The organism is Flavobacterium olei (assembly GCF_039749035.1).
GTDB lineage: Bacteria > Bacteroidota > Bacteroidia > Flavobacteriales > Flavobacteriaceae > Flavobacterium > Flavobacterium olei.
Window position 1 is genome coordinate 365,091 of sequence record NZ_JBDKWC010000006.1, and the last position, 21,741, is coordinate 386,831.

Sequence of the window (21,741 nt, forward strand, 5' to 3'; positions counted from 1 at the left end):
CTAAACGATGAAAAAAATATTTATACAACTGATGACAGTGGTAATGAGCAGTGTGCTTCTTACTTCTTGTGACGCCGATTCTACTGGTGGAGCATCTAAAGTCACAAACTATCCTACTATCGAAGTTAATGGCCCTGCTACGGTATTTGTACCATTAGGTGGAACTTTTAATGATCCTGGAGTAGTAGCAGAAGAAGGGGGTACTGTAATTCCAACTGAAGTTAGCTTCAGTGGTAATTTCAGAGGAGCAAAGACCCTAGATCTTAACCAGGCTGATGAGTATACACAAACTTATACTGCTACAAACAGAGATGGCTTTAAAGCAACTGCCACGAGAAAAGTAATTGTTTATAAAACCGGAGATCTTGTAAATAGTATTGAAGGTGTTTATCTTTCTACAACTAGAAGAAATGGTTCACTATTATCTGCGGCTCAAGGTAGTTCAGTAGATCAAAAATACATTTATATTTGGAAGAATGCTGATGGAACGTATGGAGTATCTGACGCTTTTGGAGGATGGTATAGTATAGGAAGAAAGATCGGAATTACTTCAGCTACAAGAGGTGGATTAATTGCTGGTAATATTTCGACTGGCGCATTTACATTCCCAGGAAATCCTCTTTCAAATCAATATTTTGGAGGAACTTCAAATATTACAGGCTTAACTGTTAATGCTGCTACTAAAACACTTGTACTATCCACTTCTTGGGTTACTGACCCTCCAGTTACAAATTATGCTTTTGTTTCAACATTAACTCAAGTACAACTTTAAAATTATTATAATGAAAAAATTAAAACTAAATATAACACGTGTACTTGTGGCAATGCTTGTACTAACGTCATTTGTAGCTTGTGACGAAGTTGGTGATACTGATCCAGGTGGAACGTCTGTTGAAGCTTTGGCTGGAGATTGGTTTATGAACCTTTCTGCTCCAGATGGAACTCCTATCTCTGAGCACGATTTATTTTCTACTTATAATACTGCTGCAAATGATGGCGGTTTATGGCTGGACGATCACGATGCTGTTGGGAAATTCAAAGTTAAAGTTATGTCTGCAAAAGATGGTTCTTTTAAAGCAACAACTGCAGCAAATGAATATAACACTAGAACAGTAAATATTACTGACGGTAAAGTTGAAAAAAATGCTGCAACTTCTAAAGGAGGTCATAAAGTAGACAAAATCAGCTTTAAAGCTGAATTTAGCGACGAACCAGGTGTTATTTATTCTTATGAAGGACATAGAAGAACTGGTTTCTTCGAAGATGAATACTAATAACGTTATTCGCAATAAATCAAACCGCTCTGTTAATTCAGAGCGGTTTTTTTATATAAACATATTACCTATATTTGCTCCATGGAAAAAGAACATCAAATATTTGGCATTAGAGCCGTTATAGAAGCAATTCAGGCAGGAAAAGAAGTAGATAAAGTTTTTGTACAGAAAGAAATTTCCGGGGAACTTATGAAAGATCTAATGAAAGTAATGAAGCGTGCAAACATTAACTTCTCGTATGTACCTGTAGAAAAACTAAATCGCCTTACTCCAAATAACCACCAAGGTGTCGTAGCTACCATCTCTCCTATCGGTTTTATCGATTTGGAACATCTTGTTGAATCAACTATCGAATCTGGAAAAAAACCTTTGTTTCTTATATTAGATCAGATTTCCGACGCCAGAAATTTTGGTGCAATTATAAGAACTGCAGAATGTACTGGTGTAAATGGCATAATTGTACAAAAAGCAGGCTCTGCTCCAGTAAATGGTGATACGGTTAAAACTTCGGCCGGAGCTGTATTTAATGTTCCTATCTGCAAGGTTGAGCATATTAAAGATGCTATTTTCTACTTACAGGGCTCTGGAATTAAAACTGTGGCAGCGACAGAGAAGACAGATCAAAATATATATGACGTATCTCTAACCGAACCAGTTGCTATTATAATGGGTTCTGAAGACAGAGGAATAAATCCTTCTGTTTTGAAAATTGTTGACGAAAAGGCTAAGCTTCCAATGTTTGGTTCAATTGGTTCTTTAAATGTATCTGTGGCCTGCGGTGCCTTTTTGTACGAAACTGTCCGACAAAGAACATAAACACATTTAGAGTTGAGATGCGAATGAATAATTAAATACTCTATTTAATGCTTTCAAAATCTAATTCAAAACTTATACATATAATAATCCGTTGCCTGTTTGTAGTTTTATTGACTACAAACAGTTACGGACAAAATACCACTTATAATCAGTTTTGGAATCAGATACAATTCAATCAAACGTTAAGCAAAAAATGGGCAACCGAATTAGATTTTGGAAGTACACACAGCAGCACAGAATCTTCCTCCAATTTATTCGAAAACACTACTCAAAGATACATACGAGGCTGGTCGCATTACTACTTCTCTCCCAGATGGAAATTCTCTTCTTCCCTGGCTTATTACAATAATAAAGATGTTCCTGAAATTGGTCAGTTTGAATCTCCAGAATGGCGCTTTTCTCTTCAGGGAATTTATTATTTCCATAAAACCGGCTACACTTTAAGTACAAGAATGAGAGGAGAGCTGCGACATATAAAAAACCGGGATGAGGACTTTGAAAATGTATTTCGTTACCGTCAGCAAATTAAATACATTCAACCTATTAACAGTAAGTTTTTAAGAAAAGGAGTTGTTTACGCTATTGCATCAGATGAAATCTATTTAAAATCCGGAGCGAAAGTTACAGGGGAAAGTTTCTTTGACAGAAACAGACTTAATATTGGCGCAGGCTATTTATTTACAGACGATACTCAACTAGAAATTACATATTGCAACGAATACCTGCCAAGAAATAATGCAAATCAAATCACCAATGCCGCTTCTGTTACACTGAGCTTTAATAATCTTTTTCAAAATGTTAAAAAGAAAATAGCGTCAAAACATCATAACGAAATAAATGATGAAGAATAAGTTATTTATCCTTTTCACTTAAAAAACAATTAAGCTGCCTTGTCATTGCGCTTTTATGCAGTTTAAAATTATATCTCCGCATAAATTCTGTGCCCTGAATATTAATTTCTGCTGCAATAGCATCAAAAGTTGAAAATGACTTAAGATCTTTCTCATCAATTAAATAAAGAACCTGCATAACTGAATCGTTTTGCTGGTACTGCGTGTCGTAATGCGATAATGTATACTTTTGATTGTTAGAAAGAATAATTACCAAGTCATCTTTAATTTTTTTACCTACATTTTTCTCCGGAAACGGAGTAGGCTGGAGTGCAACAAAATAATGCTCTTTATCAGTAACTACATTTATTTTTAATGATTTTGATTTTGTGGTGTAAAAAATTTCAGGCTCAAAATAATACAGCATACTTCCATCGGCCTGCAATCTGTTTCTTATTTCGCATTGAGCGAAAATTTCACTATTAGAAACAGAACAAAAAAACAAGGCTAAAAAAAGTATTTTTTCCATTGCACTAAATATTATATTGTTAGCAAAACAAATTTAGTCTTTTAATTCCAAAAAATTATTGATCTACTTACTGCCTTCATCTTCAGATTTATTGGACAGAATGTAATTGACCGGATGACTTGAATAAAAATAATTAATTGGATCCTCTTCCTCTTCAACAGAAATATTGACAAAATTACCATATTCATCAAAATGTTTCATAAAGGGATCTTTTGCGGAGTCAAAATCCGGCCGTTGCCAATCGTAAACAATGGGTTTTGCATATTCCGGAGTTTTATAACACAAAGTCAGTACAAAACCTGTAAGGAAACCTGCCAAATGTCCTTCCCATGAAATTGACTGATCTACATCTGGGAAAACATACCAAATCATTCCACCATAAAGCAAAATTACAGTGAAAGATAAAGCTACCAATCGGTAATATTTTGTCTGGATTCCTTTAAAGAAAATAAAAGTAACTAAAACATAAATTAACCCACTGGCACCAATGTGGAAATTTTCGCGCCCCACGGCCCAGGTAATTAATCCCGAAAATACTATTCCATATCCAATAACACCAAGGGTTTGCTTTGGATAAAAAAATTCAATCGCTGCCAATAATATCAAAAGCGGAATACTATTATTGTATAAATGTTCTAAATTTTCATGAATAAACGGACTAAATAAAACACCTCGTAAACCGATAAAATCCCGGGGATAAATTCCGTAACGATAAAAATCAAAATCAAATCGAATCTGCATCCAATAAATGATCCATAAAAAAAGGACAAAAAATAATGGGAGACCAATTACAGCATTCGAAAATTTAAAATTAGTATCGTTCATATCATTTAATATAGGAACCAATTCAACTCAAAAAACTATCCAAAAAAATTTTACTGATATTTTGTCATATTAAAAATAAAATGTCTCAAATCGTAACAAACATACTTTGGTGGCAAACGTTTTAACTTTCTGTAAATTAAATTGTAAACTTAAAACAGTAATTTTGTAGAATGGAAGCACCATTAGCAGAGCGCATTCGTCCGCAAAAATTAGAAGATTATATTAGTCAGCAGCATTTAGTTGGTCCGACCGGATCGTTAACACAACAAATTTCAAAGGGAATAATTCCTTCATTAATTTTTTGGGGACCTCCGGGAACGGGTAAAACAACCTTAGCACAGATTATTGCACAGGAATCAAAAAGGCCTTTTTATATTTTGAGCGCCATAAATTCTGGTGTCAAAGATATTCGTGATGTTATTGACAAAGCAAAACAAAGCGGGGGTTTATTTACTGCTAAAAACCCTATTTTGTTTATTGATGAGATTCACAGATTTAGTAAATCGCAGCAAGATTCGCTTTTAGCTGCTGTCGAAAAAGGATGGATAACTTTAATTGGAGCAACAACTGAGAATCCCAGTTTTGAAGTCATTCCTGCATTATTGTCACGTTGCCAGGTTTATATTCTGAATGCTTTTACAAAAACTGATTTAGAGGCACTTCTGCAGCGTGCGATGAATACAGACGCTTATTTACTTACAAAAAAAATAACTCTTAAAGAAACCGAGGCTTTATTACGAATTTCCGGAGGTGACGGGAGAAAACTCTTAAATGTTTTTGAACTTGTAATTAATGCATCAGCAGGCGATGAAATTACAATAACAAACGATCGCGTTTTAGAATTAGTTCAACAAAACACAGTCCTTTATGATAAAACTGGCGAACAGCACTATGATATCGTTTCGGCTTTTATAAAATCTATCCGCGGAAGCGATCCGAATGGTGCAGTTTACTGGCTGGCCAGAATGATTGAAGGTGGCGAAGATGTCAAATTTATTGCCAGAAGAATGCTTATTCTGTCCAGTGAAGATATTGGAAACGCCAATCCGACAGCTTTTATAATGGCAAATAACACCTTTCAGGCTGTTACGACGATTGGTTATCCTGAAAGTCGCATCATTTTAAGTCAATGCGCTATTTATCTCGCCACATCGCCAAAAAGCAATGCATCTTACATGGCAATTGGAAATGCACAACAATTAGTAAAACAAACCGGAGATCTGCCCGTTCCTATTCATTTGCGAAATGCGCCAACAAAATTAATGAAAGAGCTCGGATATGGTGATGACTACAAGTATTCGCATGATTATGCGAATAATTTTGCTGAACAGGAATTTTTGCCAGACGCCATAAAAGAAACGGTTCTTTATAATCCGGGAAGCAATTCCAGAGAGAACAGCAACCGTGAATTTTTAAAGAACCGCTGGAAAGACAAATACGGCTATTAAATCGTATCTTATATTTAAAATTTAACTGTAATTTTTTCTGATACTAATTTATCATTTTGGTATGATTCAAAATACCAGTTTCCGTCTTCTTTTAAGATTAATGAACCCTGAACATTATCTTTGGATGCGATAAAAACATTAGATTGTGAAGTCTTAAAAAGTTTCATCACTACTTTTGGTGTTTTATCGATTAATTGATACCCCGACTCCGTTGGTTGTGCGTATAATAAATTTGGATCTTTTAAATCTGGTGAAGCAGCTGCGACTGATGGTTTACTTGCAGCAACATTTACAGCTGCAGCTGTTGCAGTTACAGCAGGTTTTGAAGCAACCTGTGTTTTGGAAGTAGCAACTGAATTTCCGCTATATTTATAATGTAATGCATAAACAGATTTAAAAGCATTCTCCAGCGCTTCTCTGTAAGCTAAATCATAATCTTTTTCTTTGCTCTTTCCAACTTCTGAGGTGTAAACTACCTGACCAAAGCAATCTTTAAATTGCACAAAAAGTTTAGTTACCAAAAATGCACTGTCTTTTATCACATCAATATATAAAACCTGACAGCGATCTGTATATCCGTCAGGAAGCTGTTCGTTTGCATAAAAAGCCTCGAAGCCTGCTTTTACTAAATTTGATTTGCTTAATGTCGCCAGACGATATTGATTATCTGTTTTTATAAAATCGTATTTTAAAGGTACAATTACCGCTTTGTAGTCATTTAAGGACTGCGCAAATCCGATAACTGAACATAAAAGTGCAGCAAGTAAAAATTTAATTTTCATCATTATAAATATTTTTTGAGTTCTAATAAATGGTTTATTTGTTTATAATCTTTGGAAACCTCCAATTTTTTTTCATTAAAAAAGATTGCATCCAGACCGGCATTTAAGGCGCCATTGACATCGGCTTCAAAATCGTCTCCAATCATAACGCTGGTTTCCTTTGAAGTATTGGCCAATTTTAATGCATAATCAAATATAATACTATTTGGTTTTTTACAGCCTGCTAATTCAGAATTTGTGATAGTACTAAAATAACCACCTAGTAAGGCGTTATTTATTTTCTTTTCCTGAACCTGTGCAAATCCATTGGTGATGATATGAAGTTTATATTTGGGCTTAAGATATTCCAAAACCTCAATTGCACCATCAAACAAGTAATTATTATCCGTAAGAAATTCAATGTAGTCGTTGGCAATTTCTAAAATATTTTCTTCTGAGATAACATAATTTAAAGCATCAAAAGAATGCCTCAGACGATTGTAACGCAATTCCTGATGGGTTATTTTATCGTTTTGATATAATCTCCAACATTCCTGATTAATAGGAATGTATTTCTGGATAAAATCCTGCGTAATAATTTCTTTGTACTTCGTTTTAAAGATACGATCAAAAGCCATTTCCGAATTCCTGTCAAAATCCCAGAGTGTGTGATCTAAGTCAAAAAAAATGTCTGTAATTGTGGTATTCATGTATTAAAAAATTCCTTCATCTACAAAACTATAATATTTTGATTCAGTTATTATCAAATGATCCAAAACTTTAACATCTAGATTATCCCCGGCATCACAAATTTTCCTGGTTATTTTCTTATCCGCATCGCTTGGTTTTAAATTTCCCGAAGGATGATTGTGACACAAAATCAAGCCAGTGGCACTGTTTTCCAAAGCTAATTTAAAAATGAGCCGAATATCTACTGAAGTTCCGGTAATTCCGCCCTTGCTTAATTGAGACTTTGAAATTACAGCATTTGAATTATTAAGAAAAAGCACCCAAAATTCTTCATGTGGCAATTCTCCGATTTCCGGCTGCATAATTTCAAAAACCGCTTTACTAGACGTAATTTTTTTTAGTTCCGGAGATTCTTCTGCTTTTCTTCTTCTTCCGAGTTCTAAGGCAGCGATAATTGTAATGGCTTTTGCTTCTCCAATTCCTTTAAATTTCGTTAATTGAGAAACAGATAACTTTGCCAAAGAATTAATTCCTCCAGCACTAACCAAAATTCGTTTGCTTAAATCAACCGCAGATTCATTTCTGCTTCCTGAACCGATTAAAATTGCAATTAATTCAGCATCGCTCAAGGCACTTTTTCCCTTTAGCATTAATTTTTCACGCGGTCTGTCATCTTCTGCCCAATCTGTAATAGGAAAATAAGATTGTTCCATAAATTCTATTTTTAAGCTAATATATCTAAAAAAAATAAGAATATTCTTTCAATAAATAAATTGGTTTTAAAAATTATTATCTTTAATGACAAACCAACTCTGAAAATGAAATCATTACATCTATTTCACTTTTTTATTTTTTTTATCTCTTGTCAGCGAAATGAAACCAGAAACGATATTGCTTCGAATGTAATTGAGCCAAAAACGTTTGAAGAAATATTATCTCAGGCGGCAATTTCTATTATCGATCCCTCAATTGATTACGATCCAGCTTATTTTAGTATTGAATATCCAAACGGTGATGTTCCCGCAAACAAAGGAGTTTGTACCGATGTTATAATTCGTTCGTACCGAAAATTAGGAACTGATTTACAAAAAGAAGTTCATGAAGATATGATAGAAAATTTTGCTTTATATCCCAATTTAAAAATTTGGGGAATGACAAAAACTGATACTAATATTGATCACAGAAGAGTTCCAAATCTCGAAGTTTTTTTTGAAAGAAAAGGAATAAAAATACCTGTAAATCAAAATGCCGGAGATTATAAAACAGGAGAAATCGTAACCTGGCTTATCAATAACAAACTACCTCATATAGGAATTATTACAAACAAAAAATCTAAAGATGGAAAACGAAATCTAATCGTGCATAACGTCGGTAATGGGCAAGTATTAGAAGATTGTTTATTTAAATATAAAATCGTTGGGCACTTCAAATACCAAAAAACCAATTAAAAAAAAATGCACCAGCTGCATAACAACTGGCACATTACCTAATTTTCTAATTGACTAATTATCTCAATTAACCAACCCTTTTACTTCATCAAAGTTCAAACCTCCGTAATTACCTGAACTCATTAATAAAAGTGCCGAATTATCAAGATTTAAGTTAAATAAATACTCTTTAAACTCTGCTGGATTTGTATAAATTATCAGGTCTTCACGATTAAATGCTTTTGCAATTTGCTCGTAAGTCACTTCTTCCAATTGCTTAATTTTTACTGCATCCGGAGAATAGAAAACAACAGCAACATCTGCATATTCTAAAGCCCCTTCATATTCTTTTAAAAACGCAGCATTTAAACTGCTGTATGTATGTAATTCAAGACAGGCGACTAAAGTTCTGTTCGGATACTGTTCTTTTACGGCTTTTGTTGTTGCAGCTACTTTACTTGGGGAATGTGCAAAATCTTTATAGGCTACTTTTCCTTTTCCTTCGGCAATTTTTTCCAAACGTTTAGAGGCACCTTTAAAGCTGGCAATTGCCGCGTAAAAATCTTCTTCATCAACGCCCATATTCTGACAAATCCATTTTGCTCCGGCCAGATTATTTAAATTATGTGCACCGAAAACTTCAATCGGCATATCGCCTTCCGGCGTTTTTAATAAAGTCACACCATCATTTACAGAATATTCTGGTGTAGAATATGCAATTTTTCGAATCGGATTTGTGGCTGATTCTGAAACTCGTTTTACTTCCGGATCATTTTCGTTATAAACTAAAATGCCGCCGTTTGTAATTTTTTGAATGAAAATCTCAAACTGCTCTACATAATTTTCGTAAGTTGGAAAAACATTAATATGATCCCATGCAATTCCGGAAATTAAGGCAATATTGGGCTGGTATAAATGAAATTTTGGTCGTCGGTCAATTGGCGATGACAAATATTCATCTCCTTCTAAAACCATAAAATCATTCTCTTCTGTTAAATGCACCATTGTATCAAAACCTTCCAACTGTGCTCCTACCATATAGTCTACGGCAATATTATGATAATGCATTACATGCAGAATCATAGAGGTAATAGTGGTTTTTCCGTGAGAACCGCCAATTACGACGCGGGTTTTATTTTTAGATTGCTCGTATAAGAATTCAGGATAAGAATAGATTTTTAAACCTAATTCCTGCGCTTTCAATAATTCCGGATTGTCTGCTTTGGCATGCATTCCTAAAATTACAGCTTCGATATCGGCAGTAATTTTTTCAGGAAACCAACCCATTTCTGCAGGAAGAATTCCTTTTTTTTCTAATCTTGATTTTGAAGGTTCAAATATAGCGTCATCGCTTCCTGTAACCTGGTACCCTTTATTATGTAATGCTAATGCAAGATTGTGCATTGCGCTTCCGCCAATAGCGATGAAATGTGTCTTCATTTAAAATGTTTAATCGTTAAACTGTTTAATAAGTTAATCGAAATAGCAATAACTAATAAAACTCCATAATTATTTTTCAAAAATAAGGAAATATAAAATGTATCATTTGGTTTTAAAGATAAATTACTACTTTGTCCGACAATAATTTCGAAAATCATTTTCACGCTCAGTTAATTGGTGGATCGCAATATTTTTAAATAAAAAACCCGACAGGTTTTAGAACCTGTCGGGTTTGCTTTTATGATTTGTCAAAGTTTAAAACTTTGGCAAAGTTAATCAAGGAACTCTTATTTAGTAATCGTCAGTTCGTCGATAATGTTTTTAGCTCCTGCGTATTTGTCAATAATCCAAAGTACGTAACGAATATCTACGTTAATAGTTCTTTGTAAATTAGAATCAAAGATTACATCTCCTGCCATTGCTTCGATGTTACCGTCAAAAGCAATTCCGATTAATTCACCTTTTCCGTTCAAAACTGGCGAACCAGAGTTTCCTCCGGTAATATCGTTATCTGTTAAGAAGTTAACCGGCATATAACCTGCTTTATCAGCATATTGTCCGTAATCTTTTTTCTGATTTAATTCTAGCAAACGAGCCGGCAAGTCAAATTCCTGATCTCCTGCCTTGTATTTCTTAACCATACTTTCCATAGTAGTATAGTTATTGATTTTTGCATCGTTTCGAGGATCTGCAGGTAAAGCACGAACTTTTCCGTAAGTCAATCTCAAAGTAGAGTTGGCATCCGGATATTTAATCGCGTTTAATTTTGATTCTCTTAAACCTTCAACCAATTTACGGTAAGCAGTTGCAAAACCGTCATCAGCTTTTGCCTGATCTTCTGTTTTAGCACGGTATTTTGTCAACAAATCATTAGAAATAATATACAAAGGATCGTGTACAATTGCCAATGGTTTTGGATCAGCTAAAAATGCCAATACCTTTTCTTTATTTGTAAAGTAACTAACCTCAGTTGCTTTTGCTACATCTGCTGTAAAATCTCCGTTGTTAACGGCTTTCATTTTTGCAACTTCTGTAGCTAATCCGTATTCAGCAGCTTTTGAAGCATATAGATTTAATTGTGCTGTTAAAACATCTTTTTCTAACGGAGCGTAAAACTCTCCATAAATGCTTTCTACCATTGCATTTATTTTAGGAAGCATTTCTGCTTTCTTAGCATCGTTTTCTTTGTAATAAGCAATTAATGCATTTCCTAAATTAGCAGGTCCCGTTGCATAACTGGACGTACGTAAAAGCTGAGTCAAATAATTATCATGACGCGCTTTTAGATTAGTTTCTCTGTAGTAATCGTTGATTGTCGGAATTACATTCTCGTACTTTTCTCTGTTCGCTGGTTTGCTGGCCCACTCGTAAAATTTATCTTCCTGAGCTGCTTTTGCATCTACAGTCCCTGCTTTTGTTAAAGCGTCGATCATTCCCTGACGGTTTTTCCAGTAATTTGCCGTCGAAGCATATTTAGAAGCGTACTGTAAACGAACAGTTGCATCTTTATCCATATACTTTTTCATTTGGTCCATTCCGGTTTTTGCACCTTCAACCCATGCAGGATAAGCATATTTAATGTTTTGTTCAATTCCGCCAGCTGGCATCCAACGGTTTGTTCTTCCGGGATAACCTAAGATCATTGCAAAATCATTTTCTTTAACACCTTTAATACTTACCGGCAAATAATGTTTTGGCTGCAAAGGCACATTGTCTTTAGAATAGGCTGCAGGATTTCCGTTTTTGTCGGCATACACTCTAAACATAGAGAAATCTCCTGTTTGACGAGGCCATTCCCAGTTGTCTGTATCTCCACCAAACTTACCAACACTTTCAGGTGGCGTTCCAACTAAACGAACGTCTGTGTAATCCTGATAAACAAAATAGTAATATTCATTTCCCTGAAAGAAAGGACGAACAGAAACCGTATATTTACCGTTCTCGCTGTTTTCTTTTTCGATCAAAGCGATTTCCTGCTGAATTATTTTGTTTCTCTCTGTTTCTGTCATAGTATCATTTACTTTTGACAAAATTCTTTTAGATACATCATCCATACGTACGAAGAAACGAACGTATAATGATTTTGGTTTCATTTCGGCGCTTTTATCTTTAGCCCAAAACCCATTTTTCAGATAATTTTGTTCTGCAGTAGAAAGTTCTGCAATCGCATTGTAACCACAATGGTGGTTTGTTAAAACTAATCCGCTGTTAGAAACGATCTCAGCGGTACAACCTCCGTTAAACTGAACAATCGCATCTTTTAAACTATGATTGTTAATGCTGTAAATTTCTTCGGCTGTCAACTGCAAGCCCATTTTTTCCATATCTCTATGGTTTAATCTTTCGATAAACATCAAAAACCACATTCCTTCATCGGCTTTCACTGGAAAAGCCATAAGGCACATAGTCAAGAATAAAATTACTTTTTTCATGTTATTTTGTTTAAGTGATGCGAATATAACTCATTTTCGCAAAAAAAATTAGCATTTGAGGCAAAATCAAAACATAATAAATAAATTGAGTTTCAATTTTGCGAAATTCACAATTTCAGCAACTTAAATTTATATCTTAAGAAGCAAAATAAAACACTAGGAATTGATTAAAAAACTTACGATTTATCATTTAAAAATATTTAATAATCGCTTATTTGTAAAAATAAACTTAATCCTAAAAATTAATAAACTAAATATTTTCTTACAATTAATTTTGAACTAAGTTTGCGGAAAATATTATAATTATCAAAATGAAAAAATTGTTATTTGCAGTTGCATTACTTATTAGTACAATGGTTGGTGCACAGAAAAATTCACTTCTGGTAGGTGGAAATATTGGATTTACATCTGAGAAAATTGGAGATTCTAAAATTGAGAATTTTGAGTTCGCTCCAAAGGTTGGTTATCAATTTTCTGAAAAATGGACAGCGGGTGTCGAAGGGTCTATAGCAAATGTAAAAACTACAGGAGCCGAAAAAACCGAAAAATACAAAATTGGTGGTTTTCTGCGCTACTCTACTCCTCTTTCAGAATTATTTTCTTTCTATACAGATTTAGGAGTTGGATACCAAAACACTTCCCTGAACGATGCTAAAGGAATGTATGCAAGTTTAACACCGGCTCTCTTTATTAATATGAAAAGAGGTTTTGGCTTAAACTTTTCTATCGGGGGAATAAACTACGATAATCTTGACGGAAAAAATGATCCGAGACAGGAACGTTTAGGATTTGATTTTGGAAAAACGGTAAATATCGGAGTTTCTAAAAACTTTGCATTATAATTTTATTGGATTTAGTTAAAAGGTAAAATCCTAAATTACTTTTTGTTTTCCGCACAAAAAGTAAAAACCCGGCAATTGATATTGTCGGGTTTTATATTTCAAATAAAATGAATTTAGTCGTTTAGCATTTTCCAGAGTCTATCTTTCAAATCTGTTAAACCTTGCTGTGCAACAGACGAAATAAACATATAAGGAACATCTTTAAAAGCAACGTCAAGTTCTGTTTTTAATTCTGCTTTTAATTCATCGTCCAGCATATCGCATTTTGAAATTACCAAAAGGCGTTCTTTATCCAGCATTTCAGGATTATATTTTGTTAATTCATTAACTAAAATATCGTATTCTGCTTTAATATCCGGTGTATCAACAGGAACTAAAAAAAGCAACGTTGAATTACGCTCAATATGTCTTAAGAAATAATGCCCTAAACCTTTTCCTTCTGCAGCACCTTCAATAATTCCGGGAATATCGGCAATTACAAAAGATTGAAAATCCCTGTAAGCAACAATTCCCAGATTAGGCTTTAAAGTCGTAAAAGGATAATCGGCAATTTTTGGCTTTGCTGAAGTTAAAACAGAAAGTAAAGTCGATTTTCCTGCATTTGGAAATCCTACTAAACCTACATCTGCCAAAACTTTAAGTTCCAGAATTACATCCATCTCTACACCCAATAGACCTGGCTGTGCATAACGCGGCGTCTGATTGGTCGAACTTCTAAAATGCCAGTTTCCTAAACCTCCTTTTCCTCCTCTGCAGAGAATTCTTTTTTCTCCGTCTTCTGTTATTTCAAATAAAGTTTCTCCTGTTTCTTTGTCTTTTACAACTGTTCCAAGAGGCACTTCAATGTATTTATCTTCTCCATCTGCCCCGGTACTGCGATCTCCTCCTCCATCTCCGCCATAACCGGCTTTAATGTGTCTTGCAAATTTTAAGTGAAACAAAGTCCACAGACTTTTGTTACCAACCAAATATACGTGTCCGCCACGACCACCGTCTCCACCATCTGGTCCGCCTTTTTCAATAAATTTCTCTCTGTGTAAATGTGTAGATCCCTTTCCTCCTTTTCCGGAAGAAACAAATATCTTAACGTAATCTACAAAATTCCCCTCTGTCATTGTTTTGAATTTCAGATTTTGGATTTTAGATTTTAGATTGAAAACCAAACTAAAGCTAATCTCCGCCTCTATTTAATTATTTATGTGTAATTTCGGATTTCAAGTTTCAGGTTTCAAGCAAAACTTGAAACTTGAAACTGAAAACAAAATTCTCTACTCTTTAAGCGCTTTTACAAGTACTTTATCAATTTTTACGCCGTCCATGTCTACAACTTCTAGTACAAATTTCTGCCAGATTAGTTTTTCTCCTTCTTTTGGAATGTGCGAAAGCTCAGTCATAATCATTCCGCTTACTGTGTTTACTTCGTAATCGTTGGTTAATTCGTCCAGCTCAAAATAAGTTAAGAAATCATGCAGTGAATAATGTCCGTCAACAAGCCATGATCCGTCTTCTCTTTCTATTAACTGAAATTCGTCCTTATAAAATTCCGCAGCGTCTCCTACTAAAGCTTCCAAGATATCATTTAATGTAATCATACCCTGAAAAACGCCATATTCATCAGAAACTAATGCGTAATGAATTCCTGTTTTTTTGAAATTCTCCAAAGCTTTGTACGCCGTAGTCTGCTCCATTAAATAAGGCGCGTCTGTCATTATTTTTGATAAATCAAAATTGTCATTTTCGATATGTGCAAAAATATTCTTAAGCGTAACCACACCCACAATGTCATCGTAATTTTCGTTATAAACCGGATAAACAGCATGCAGATCCTGAACTACTAGTTCTTTGATTTTTATTCTGTCCTCGTTTAAAGGAAGCATGTCAACCGATTTACGGTGTGTCATTAAGGAACTTACTTTTCTATCTCCAATATGAAAAACGCGTTCTACAATGTCTTGTTCAATTTCCTGAACTTCTCCTACTTCGGTTCCTTCTTTAATAATGGCTTTAATTTCTTCTTCGGTAACTTTTCCGTCGGCAGTTGGCTTAATTTGCAGGACTTTCAATAAAAATTCTGTCGACGAAGTCAATAACCAAATAAATGGAGCCGTAATAATCGAAATTACTTTCATCGGCATTGCGACCATTTTAGCAATCGATTCCGGGTAATTTAATCCGATTCGTTTGGGAAGCAATTCTCCTAAAACTAAAGAAAAGAAAGTTAAAACAACCACCACAATTCCAACCGCAACAGAATGCGCGTATGGTTTTAATGCCACAAAACCTGTTACAAAAACCTCAACATCTGCCGTGATTTTATCTCCACTATAAATACCGGTTAAAATTCCGATTAAGGTAATTCCGATTTGTACTGTCGATAAAAATTTATTTGGGGAATTTGCCAGATCTAAAGCTGTTCTGGCACTTTTGTTTCCTTTTTTGGCTGCGGTTTCAAGCCTGTTCTTCCGGGCCGAAATTAAAGCAATTTCAGACATGGAGAAAACTCCGTTTAATAATATTAGAAAAAATATAATTAGTATTTCCAATTTGTGGCTTATTCGTTATAAAATAGTCTAGTTTATGTAATAATTCGTAACCTTGATTTCTGCCCAGATACAGGTTAAAAGCAAAAAACTAATTTTTCGTCCAGAAAACAGCGCCACTAAGGAAACTGATTTGACGGTATAGAAAAATAGTTTTTTTAGCTTTCCCTACACAATCGGGATTTCAAATGCACCTGAATAAACTTTTACAAATTATCTATAACTGACGTTAATCGCTCTGTAATTTGTTCAACAGTTCCGATACCGTCTACGGCATGAAACTTATTTTGATCTTTATAATAACCAATTAATGGCGCAGTTTTTTCATTATATTCCTGATATCTCACACGAATTTTTTCTTCATCCTGATCGTCTACTCTTCCGCTTGTTTTTCCTCTCTCCAATAAACGGGCAACCAACACTTCGTCATCTGCTTCAAGGGCGATTGTTGCTGTAACGTTTGAACCAATTGTTGGCAAAAATTTATCTAATGCTTCTGCCTGATTTAAGGTTCTTGGATATCCGTCGAATAAAAATCCTGCTGTATCCGGGTGTTTTTTTACCTCATCAATTAACATTGCAGTTGTTACTTCGCATGGAACCAATTCTCCATTATCCATAAAAACTCTTGCTTTTTTCCCCAGTTCAGTATCATTTTTTAAATTAAAACGAAAAATATCTCCGGTAGAAAGATGTGTTAAATTGTATTTTTCTTTTAAAAATTCTGCCTGAGTTCCTTTTCCTGCTCCCGGCTTTCCAAATAAAACAATATTAATCATAATTGAAATGAGTGTTGTTTACTTCCAACTTTAATTAGAAGTTTTTAAATGAATGTATAGTTGTGTGTTTTTATTCTGCTAATTTGTAAACTTCAGTAAGATTTCGTCCCAGACCATCATAGTCTAAACCGTAACCCACAATAAATTTGTTCGGAATCCTGATTCCGACGTAATCAATTTTAATGTCTTTTTTGTACGCCTCAGGTTTAAAGAATAATGTTGCGATCTTAAAATGCTTTACATTTTGGGCTCTAAACAAATTTTTTAATTCTTCGATCGTATTGCCTGTATCGATTATATCCTCAATCACAATTACGGTCCTGTCAGTCAAATCCTGATTAATTCCGATTAATTGTTTTACCGATTCTGTTGATTCAGTTCCTTCATACGAAGCCATTTTTATAAATGAAACTTCGCACGGTTTTTTGTATTTTTTTAAAAAATCTGACACTACCATAAAAGCGCCATTCAAAACTCCAATAAAAATTGGTGTATCATCTCCAAAATCATCTTCTACCTGAGCCACTATTTTAGTTAAAGCAAAATCAATTTCCTTAGCCGAAATAAACGGAACAAATTGTTTATCGTGAAGTTGTATCATTATTTTTCATTTTAAAATAATGGACAAAGATACAGAATTACAACTTAACTGCTTCTATCAAAATAGACACTATACGTATATTTTTTGCGAATGTTAAATATCAGTTAATAATTACAAATCACTTTTTGATGCTATTTTTTATTTGAGTAAATTGTTGTTAAATAATTATTTAACTCCAAGATAATGATGAGAAATTCAATACCACTATTTTCAGTTGCATTATTGGCACTTGCAACCGCCTGTAATGGACAGGTAAAAAAAGAAGAAAAAGAGACTTTGTCTAAACAATCCGGCACTGTTGTAAAAACGGCTATCGGCGATCTGCAGCTTCCAGCTCCGTACGCCAGTAAATCGAAGACGAATAACAGTAAAGTTATTGGTTGGCCCGAAGGAAAAATACCAACAGCTCCTGAGGGATTTACAGTAACGAAATTCGCCGACGGATTCCAAAATCCGCGTTGGACTTATATCGCTCCAAATGCTGATATTTTTGTGGTTGAAAGTGGAACTGGCGCCAGCAAAAACCAAATTACAGTTTTACGTGACAAAGACAAAGACGGGAAATTTGAAACCCGCGAAGTTTTCATTAAAGGTCTAAACAAACCTTTTGGAATGTTAGTTCTGAAAGATTTTTTCTATATCGCCAATACCGACGGATTATACCGTTATCCGTATAAAAACAATCCGCTGAAACTGGAAACCAAAGGAGAGAAAATCCTTGAGCTTCCTGCGGGAGGTTACAACAATCACTGGACGAGAAATTTACTGGCAAATGCTGATGGAAGTAAAATCTATATTTCTGTGGGTTCCGGAAGTAACAATGGCGAAAACGGAATGGATAAAGAAGTTCGTCGTGCTGATATTCTGGAAATTAATCCTGACGGAACCGGAGAAATAATCTACGCAGCCGGACTTAGAAATCCTGTGGGGATGGATTGGAATCCTGCTAATAATGAATTATGGACAGCAGTTAACGAACGTGATGAGCTGGGAGACGATTTGGTTCCGGACTATATTACCAGTGTAAAAAAAGGCGGTTTCTACGGATGGCCTTATTCTTATTTTGGAAGCATTCCTGATCCGAGAATGAAAGGTGAAAGAAAAGATCTGGTAGAAAAAGCTATTATTCCTGATGTTCCGGTTGGTGCACATACCGCTTCTCTGGGATTAGCATTTTATGACAAAGACGCTTTTCCTGCAAAATATAAAAACGGAGCCTTCGTAGGACAACACGGTTCCTGGAATCGCGCCAAAATCTCAGGTTACAAGGTGGTCTTTGTCCCTTTTCAAAATGGAAAACCATCTGGAAAACCCGAAGATTTTTTAACCGGTTTTATTTCTGATGCCGAAAAATCTGAAGTTTACGGAAGACCTGTCGCCGTTACTGTAATGAATGACGGATCGCTACTGGTAAATGATGACAGTGGAAATACAATCTGGAAAGTGGCTGCCAAAAAATAAGCTTTCCTGCAAAAGAAATTTTTAACCATACAGGAACATAGATTTTACTTTTAAAAAGTTTGATTAAAGAAAGCTAGTTTTCAAACTATAGATTACATCGCGAATTTAGAATTGAACACCTTTTTTGCCCAATCGGATCTGTGTTTCTGTGTGTTAAAAATATTAAATAACTAAAACTGCTTTTCAGCAAATAAATCCTAATTCTACAGGATAAAACCTCATCTTTTGTAAAACAACCAATTTATTTATGTCCTTAAAAAATTACGGCTTTTTTATTCTCGCGCTTTTTCTTTTACAAAATATGCAGGCACAGAAAAGACAAGTCAGAAACATTGACTCTACAAAAACACAAAAACTTCAGGAAGTTATTATAAGCCCTTTACATATTAACCGCGATTTACAAAATGCACCGGCTTCTATTGGCGTTTTATCCCAAAAAGAATTACTTCAAAATAATACTACAGACATCAGTAATGTCATAAACACCATTCCGGGTGTTTTTATGCAATCGTCAAATATTACCACTACCCGTCTTTCAATTCGCGGAATTGGCGCCAGAACTCCATACGGAACAAATAAAATAAGAGCTTTTTATGGCAGCATCCCTCTGACTTCAGGAAATAGTGAAACTGTTATAGATGATATTGATCTTCAAAACATAGATCAGCTGGAAATTATAAAAGGACCACTTTCGAGTATTTACGGTGCAGGACTGGGAGGTGCAATTTTAATTACGCCCAAAAACTTAAAGACTGGAAAATATCAGGCCGAAGTGAGTTCGGTTTTTGGATCTTTCGGATTATTAAAAAACCGGGTAAGTTTTAATGTCAATGAAAAAGAAGCCTCTCTAAACCTGAGTTATCACAACTTAAAAACTGATGGCTGGCGCGAAAACAGTGCCTATAACCGCGAAGGAATTACACTTTCGGGAGAATTATTGCGAAAAGAAAACAGCAAACTGACTTACTTCTCGAATTATACTTATCTAAAAGCATATATTCCGAGCTCAATCAGTAAATCAATGTACGATAATAATCCGCAAGCGGGTGCCCCGACCTGGGTGGCTGCAAAAGGCTTTAAGGAATATAAATCGACTTTGGCAGGATTGGCGTACGATTTTAAAATCAACGATCATTTGAACCATTCAACTTCTGTTTTTATCAATTATAAAGACAGCAACGAACCACGGCCTTTTGACATTTTACGCCAATATACTTTTGCCACGGGTTTACGGACTCAATTTTCGGGAGATTTTAAAATTGGAAATAGTACGAACCAATTTATTAGCGGAATTGAATATTTTGCTGATAATTACAGCGGCAATACTTTCGAAAACTTATATCAGCAAAATAATGGAAATGGAAGTTTACAGGGAAATCCGCTTTCTGCCACAAATCAAAAAAGGCATTTTTATAATATTTTCAGTCAAATCCGTACTTTAATTTCAGAGCAATTTGAAGTCCAGGCCGGATTAAATTACAATAAAACTAAATTTGAGTTGCAAAATGATTTTCCCGCTTCCGCGAATAATCCGACGGAAAATTATGGTTATGATGGAATTTTTTCGCCTCAGCTTTCTTTTTTATACAAACCCAATGAAGTTCGAACCTTTTATTTTTCTGTAAGCCGCGGATTTTCTCTGCCGGCAACCGAAGAAACTTTAACCAGTACCGGAAACATCAATCAGAATATACGACCTGAAACGGGTTATAATTTCGAAATTGGAAGCAAACTTTATTTCTTCAACAAGAAACTGTATACAGAAATTGCGGTTTACAGGATGGAAATAAAAGATTTACTGGTTGCCAAAAGAATCGGGGATGATCAATATGAAGGTGTAAATGCCGGAAAGACTTTTCATGAAGGAATCGAAATGAGTCTAAACCATAATTGGATGATTAATTCCTTTCTAAATCTAAAATCGTATGCCTCTGCTTCTGTCGGAAATTATGAATTTAAAGAATTTGATGACAATGGAAATAATTTCTCCGGAAACAAATTAACCGGCGTTCCTGCCAATACCGCCGGCGCAGGATTTAACCTTAATACAAATTCGGGATTTTATATTTCAGCCGATTTTCAATTCACAGATAAAATTCCGCTAAACGATGCCAATTCTGTTTATTCTGATTCTTATTCGCTTTTAAATTTAAAAACAGGTTATCAGTTTGAAATTTTATCCGGATTAAAAGCCCATCTTGACGCTGGCGTAAATAATGTACTGAATGAAAAATATGCCTCGATGATTTTGACCAACGCTACTGGTGTTGGAAATGCACAGCCCAGATATTATTATCCGGGATTACCGATAAACTACTACGGAATTATCTCATTAAATTATTTATTTTAGCTTTCAAATTCCAAATTAATTTGAAATGCTTTCTGAATTGCAAAAAAAACTGGATTATGTGAGCGCTTATCGGGAGAGGCGTCTTATGGCAGCACAGGATATTTTAGAAAATCCTAAACTTTTTAATGACTTAGTGACTATTTCTTTTTCTCCGGAAGATAAGAACAATCACAAAGCATGCTGGATTCTTGAATTTGTATCTTACGAAGAATTGCTTTGGCTGCAACCTCATCTGGATTTTTTCTGTTCTAATTTGAAAATTTTAAAAGATGAAAGTTCCCTTCGTCCAATTGCCAAAATTGTCCAGCTTTTGGTAAAATCGCATTATAAAAAAGGAGAAAACTGCATTACACTTTCAGAAGAAAACCTTCAGGATTGTATCGAAGCGGCTTTCGACTGGCTTATTACAGATGTAAAAGTAGCCACTAAGGCTTATTCTATCAGAACGTTATATATATTGGGCAACTATTACGACTGGATTCATCCTGAATTAAAAGTAATTATTGAGAAAGATTATGCAAATCATTCAGCTGCGTATAAAGCAGTTGCCAAAGAAGTTTTGAAGAAAATGAAATGATTTTTTTTTTCGCCACGAATTCACGATTTTTTTATTTCACTTTGTGTAAAATTTAATTCGTGAATTCGTGGCGGAAAACTAAATTTTGGCTGAAAAAAGATTAAGAAGTATCTTTGCAA

21 protein-coding genes are annotated in these 21,741 nt (G+C 34.7%); 10 read left to right on the forward strand and 11 right to left on the reverse strand.

Going from position 1 to position 21,741, the window contains the following annotated elements:
• Window positions 1-7 precede the first annotated feature (7 nt).
• The 4 genes from ABEB31_RS17645 to ABEB31_RS17660 all read left to right on the forward strand — a co-directional run bounded on the left by ABEB31_RS17645 (window position 8) and on the right by ABEB31_RS17660 (window position 2,941).
• A complete protein-coding gene (locus ABEB31_RS17645; RefSeq protein ID WP_347052968.1) occupies window positions 8-772 on the forward strand; it encodes a BT_2262 family domain-containing protein in 765 nt (254 codons plus the stop codon).
• Between the two features lie 10 nt (window positions 773-782).
• On the forward strand, window positions 783-1,274 hold the full coding sequence (locus tag ABEB31_RS17650) for a lipid-binding protein (RefSeq protein ID WP_347052969.1): 492 nt from the start codon (window positions 783-785) through the stop codon (window positions 1,272-1,274).
• Between the two features lie 81 nt (window positions 1,275-1,355).
• Window positions 1,356-2,090, forward strand: coding sequence for a 23S rRNA (guanosine(2251)-2'-O)-methyltransferase RlmB (gene rlmB, locus ABEB31_RS17655; protein ID WP_347052970.1), 735 nt, complete (start codon window positions 1,356-1,358; stop codon window positions 2,088-2,090).
• 47 nt (window positions 2,091-2,137) lie between these two features.
• Window positions 2,138-2,941, forward strand: a complete 804-nt coding sequence (locus tag ABEB31_RS17660) for a DUF2490 domain-containing protein (RefSeq protein WP_347052971.1) — start codon at window positions 2,138-2,140, stop codon at window positions 2,939-2,941.
• 1 nt (window position 2,942) lies between these two features.
• On the opposite strand, the gene ABEB31_RS17665 is transcribed toward ABEB31_RS17660, so the two are convergent.
• Both ABEB31_RS17665 and ABEB31_RS17670 read right to left on the reverse strand, forming a co-directional pair.
• Entirely contained in the window at window positions 2,943-3,449 is a 507-nt protein-coding gene (locus ABEB31_RS17665; protein WP_347052972.1) for a hypothetical protein, read from the reverse strand.
• A gap of 63 nt (window positions 3,450-3,512) precedes the next feature.
• Window positions 3,513-4,274 carry a rhomboid family intramembrane serine protease gene (locus ABEB31_RS17670; RefSeq protein ID WP_347052973.1) on the reverse strand — a complete coding sequence of 254 codons (762 nt, stop codon included), beginning with the start codon at window positions 4,272-4,274 and terminating at the stop codon, window positions 3,513-3,515.
• 170 nt (window positions 4,275-4,444) lie between these two features.
• Here ABEB31_RS17670 and ABEB31_RS17675 point away from each other — a divergent pair, with 170 nt between their 5' ends.
• A complete protein-coding gene (locus tag ABEB31_RS17675) occupies window positions 4,445-5,722 on the forward strand; it encodes a replication-associated recombination protein A (protein ID WP_347052974.1) in 1,278 nt (425 codons plus the stop codon).
• A 14-nt stretch (window positions 5,723-5,736) separates the two neighbouring features.
• Here the strand turns inward: ABEB31_RS17675 and ABEB31_RS17680 are convergent, their stop codons facing one another.
• The 3 genes from ABEB31_RS17680 to radC are packed head-to-tail and all read right to left on the reverse strand — an operon-like array spanning window position 5,737 to window position 7,886.
• On the reverse strand, window positions 5,737-6,504 hold the full coding sequence (locus ABEB31_RS17680; RefSeq protein ID WP_430408234.1) for a hypothetical protein: 768 nt from the start codon (window positions 6,502-6,504) through the stop codon (window positions 5,737-5,739).
• A gap of 2 nt (window positions 6,505-6,506) precedes the next feature.
• Entirely contained in the window at window positions 6,507-7,193 is a 687-nt protein-coding gene (locus ABEB31_RS17685; RefSeq protein ID WP_347052976.1) for a YjjG family noncanonical pyrimidine nucleotidase, read from the reverse strand.
• A 3-nt stretch (window positions 7,194-7,196) separates the two neighbouring features.
• On the reverse strand, window positions 7,197-7,886 hold the full coding sequence (radC, locus tag ABEB31_RS17690) for a RadC family protein (protein WP_347052977.1): 690 nt from the start codon (window positions 7,884-7,886) through the stop codon (window positions 7,197-7,199).
• 105 nt (window positions 7,887-7,991) lie between these two features.
• Between radC and ABEB31_RS17695 the strand changes: the two genes are divergently transcribed.
• The gene (locus ABEB31_RS17695) at window positions 7,992-8,621 is read left to right on the forward strand and encodes a DUF1287 domain-containing protein (protein WP_347052978.1); all 630 of its coding nucleotides are present in this window, start codon (window positions 7,992-7,994) and stop codon (window positions 8,619-8,621) included.
• 63 nt (window positions 8,622-8,684) lie between these two features.
• Here the strand turns inward: ABEB31_RS17695 and ABEB31_RS17700 are convergent, their stop codons facing one another.
• Entirely contained in the window at window positions 8,685-10,040 is a 1,356-nt protein-coding gene (locus ABEB31_RS17700) for a UDP-N-acetylmuramate--L-alanine ligase (RefSeq protein ID WP_347052979.1), read from the reverse strand.
• 287 nt (window positions 10,041-10,327) lie between these two features.
• Entirely contained in the window at window positions 10,328-12,472 is a 2,145-nt protein-coding gene (locus ABEB31_RS17705) for a S46 family peptidase (protein WP_347052980.1), read from the reverse strand.
• 311 nt (window positions 12,473-12,783) lie between these two features.
• On the opposite strand from ABEB31_RS17705, the gene ABEB31_RS17710 reads away from it, so the two are divergent.
• Window positions 12,784-13,314 (forward strand): porin family protein, encoded by a 531-nt coding sequence (locus ABEB31_RS17710; RefSeq protein WP_347052981.1) that lies wholly within the window; start codon window positions 12,784-12,786, stop codon window positions 13,312-13,314.
• A gap of 113 nt (window positions 13,315-13,427) precedes the next feature.
• On the opposite strand, the gene obgE is transcribed toward ABEB31_RS17710, so the two are convergent.
• The 4 genes from obgE to hpt all read right to left on the reverse strand — a co-directional run bounded on the left by obgE (window position 13,428) and on the right by hpt (window position 17,234).
• Entirely contained in the window at window positions 13,428-14,429 is a 1,002-nt protein-coding gene (gene obgE, locus ABEB31_RS17715; protein WP_347052982.1) for a GTPase ObgE, read from the reverse strand.
• A 153-nt stretch (window positions 14,430-14,582) separates the two neighbouring features.
• Window positions 14,583-15,857 (reverse strand): hemolysin family protein, encoded by a 1,275-nt coding sequence (locus tag ABEB31_RS17720; protein WP_347052983.1) that lies wholly within the window; start codon window positions 15,855-15,857, stop codon window positions 14,583-14,585.
• A 203-nt stretch (window positions 15,858-16,060) separates the two neighbouring features.
• Window positions 16,061-16,633, reverse strand: a complete 573-nt coding sequence (locus tag ABEB31_RS17725; RefSeq protein WP_347052984.1) for an adenylate kinase — start codon at window positions 16,631-16,633, stop codon at window positions 16,061-16,063.
• 70 nt (window positions 16,634-16,703) lie between these two features.
• Window positions 16,704-17,234: a hypoxanthine phosphoribosyltransferase gene (gene hpt / locus ABEB31_RS17730; protein ID WP_347052985.1), complete on the reverse strand. Its 531-nt coding sequence runs from the start codon at window positions 17,232-17,234 to the stop codon at window positions 16,704-16,706.
• A gap of 186 nt (window positions 17,235-17,420) precedes the next feature.
• On the opposite strand from hpt, the gene ABEB31_RS17735 reads away from it, so the two are divergent.
• The 3 genes from ABEB31_RS17735 (at window position 17,421) to ABEB31_RS17745 (ending at window position 21,622) form a co-directional block, all read left to right on the forward strand.
• Window positions 17,421-18,695: a PQQ-dependent sugar dehydrogenase gene (locus tag ABEB31_RS17735; RefSeq protein ID WP_347053024.1), complete on the forward strand. Its 1,275-nt coding sequence runs from the start codon at window positions 17,421-17,423 to the stop codon at window positions 18,693-18,695.
• A 247-nt stretch (window positions 18,696-18,942) separates the two neighbouring features.
• Complete coding sequence (locus ABEB31_RS17740; RefSeq protein WP_347052986.1) at window positions 18,943-21,045, forward strand: TonB-dependent receptor; 2,103 nt, start codon at window positions 18,943-18,945, stop codon at window positions 21,043-21,045.
• Between the two features lie 25 nt (window positions 21,046-21,070).
• Window positions 21,071-21,622, forward strand: a complete 552-nt coding sequence (locus ABEB31_RS17745) for a hypothetical protein (protein WP_347052987.1) — start codon at window positions 21,071-21,073, stop codon at window positions 21,620-21,622.
• Window positions 21,623-21,741: the final 119 nt, after the last annotated feature.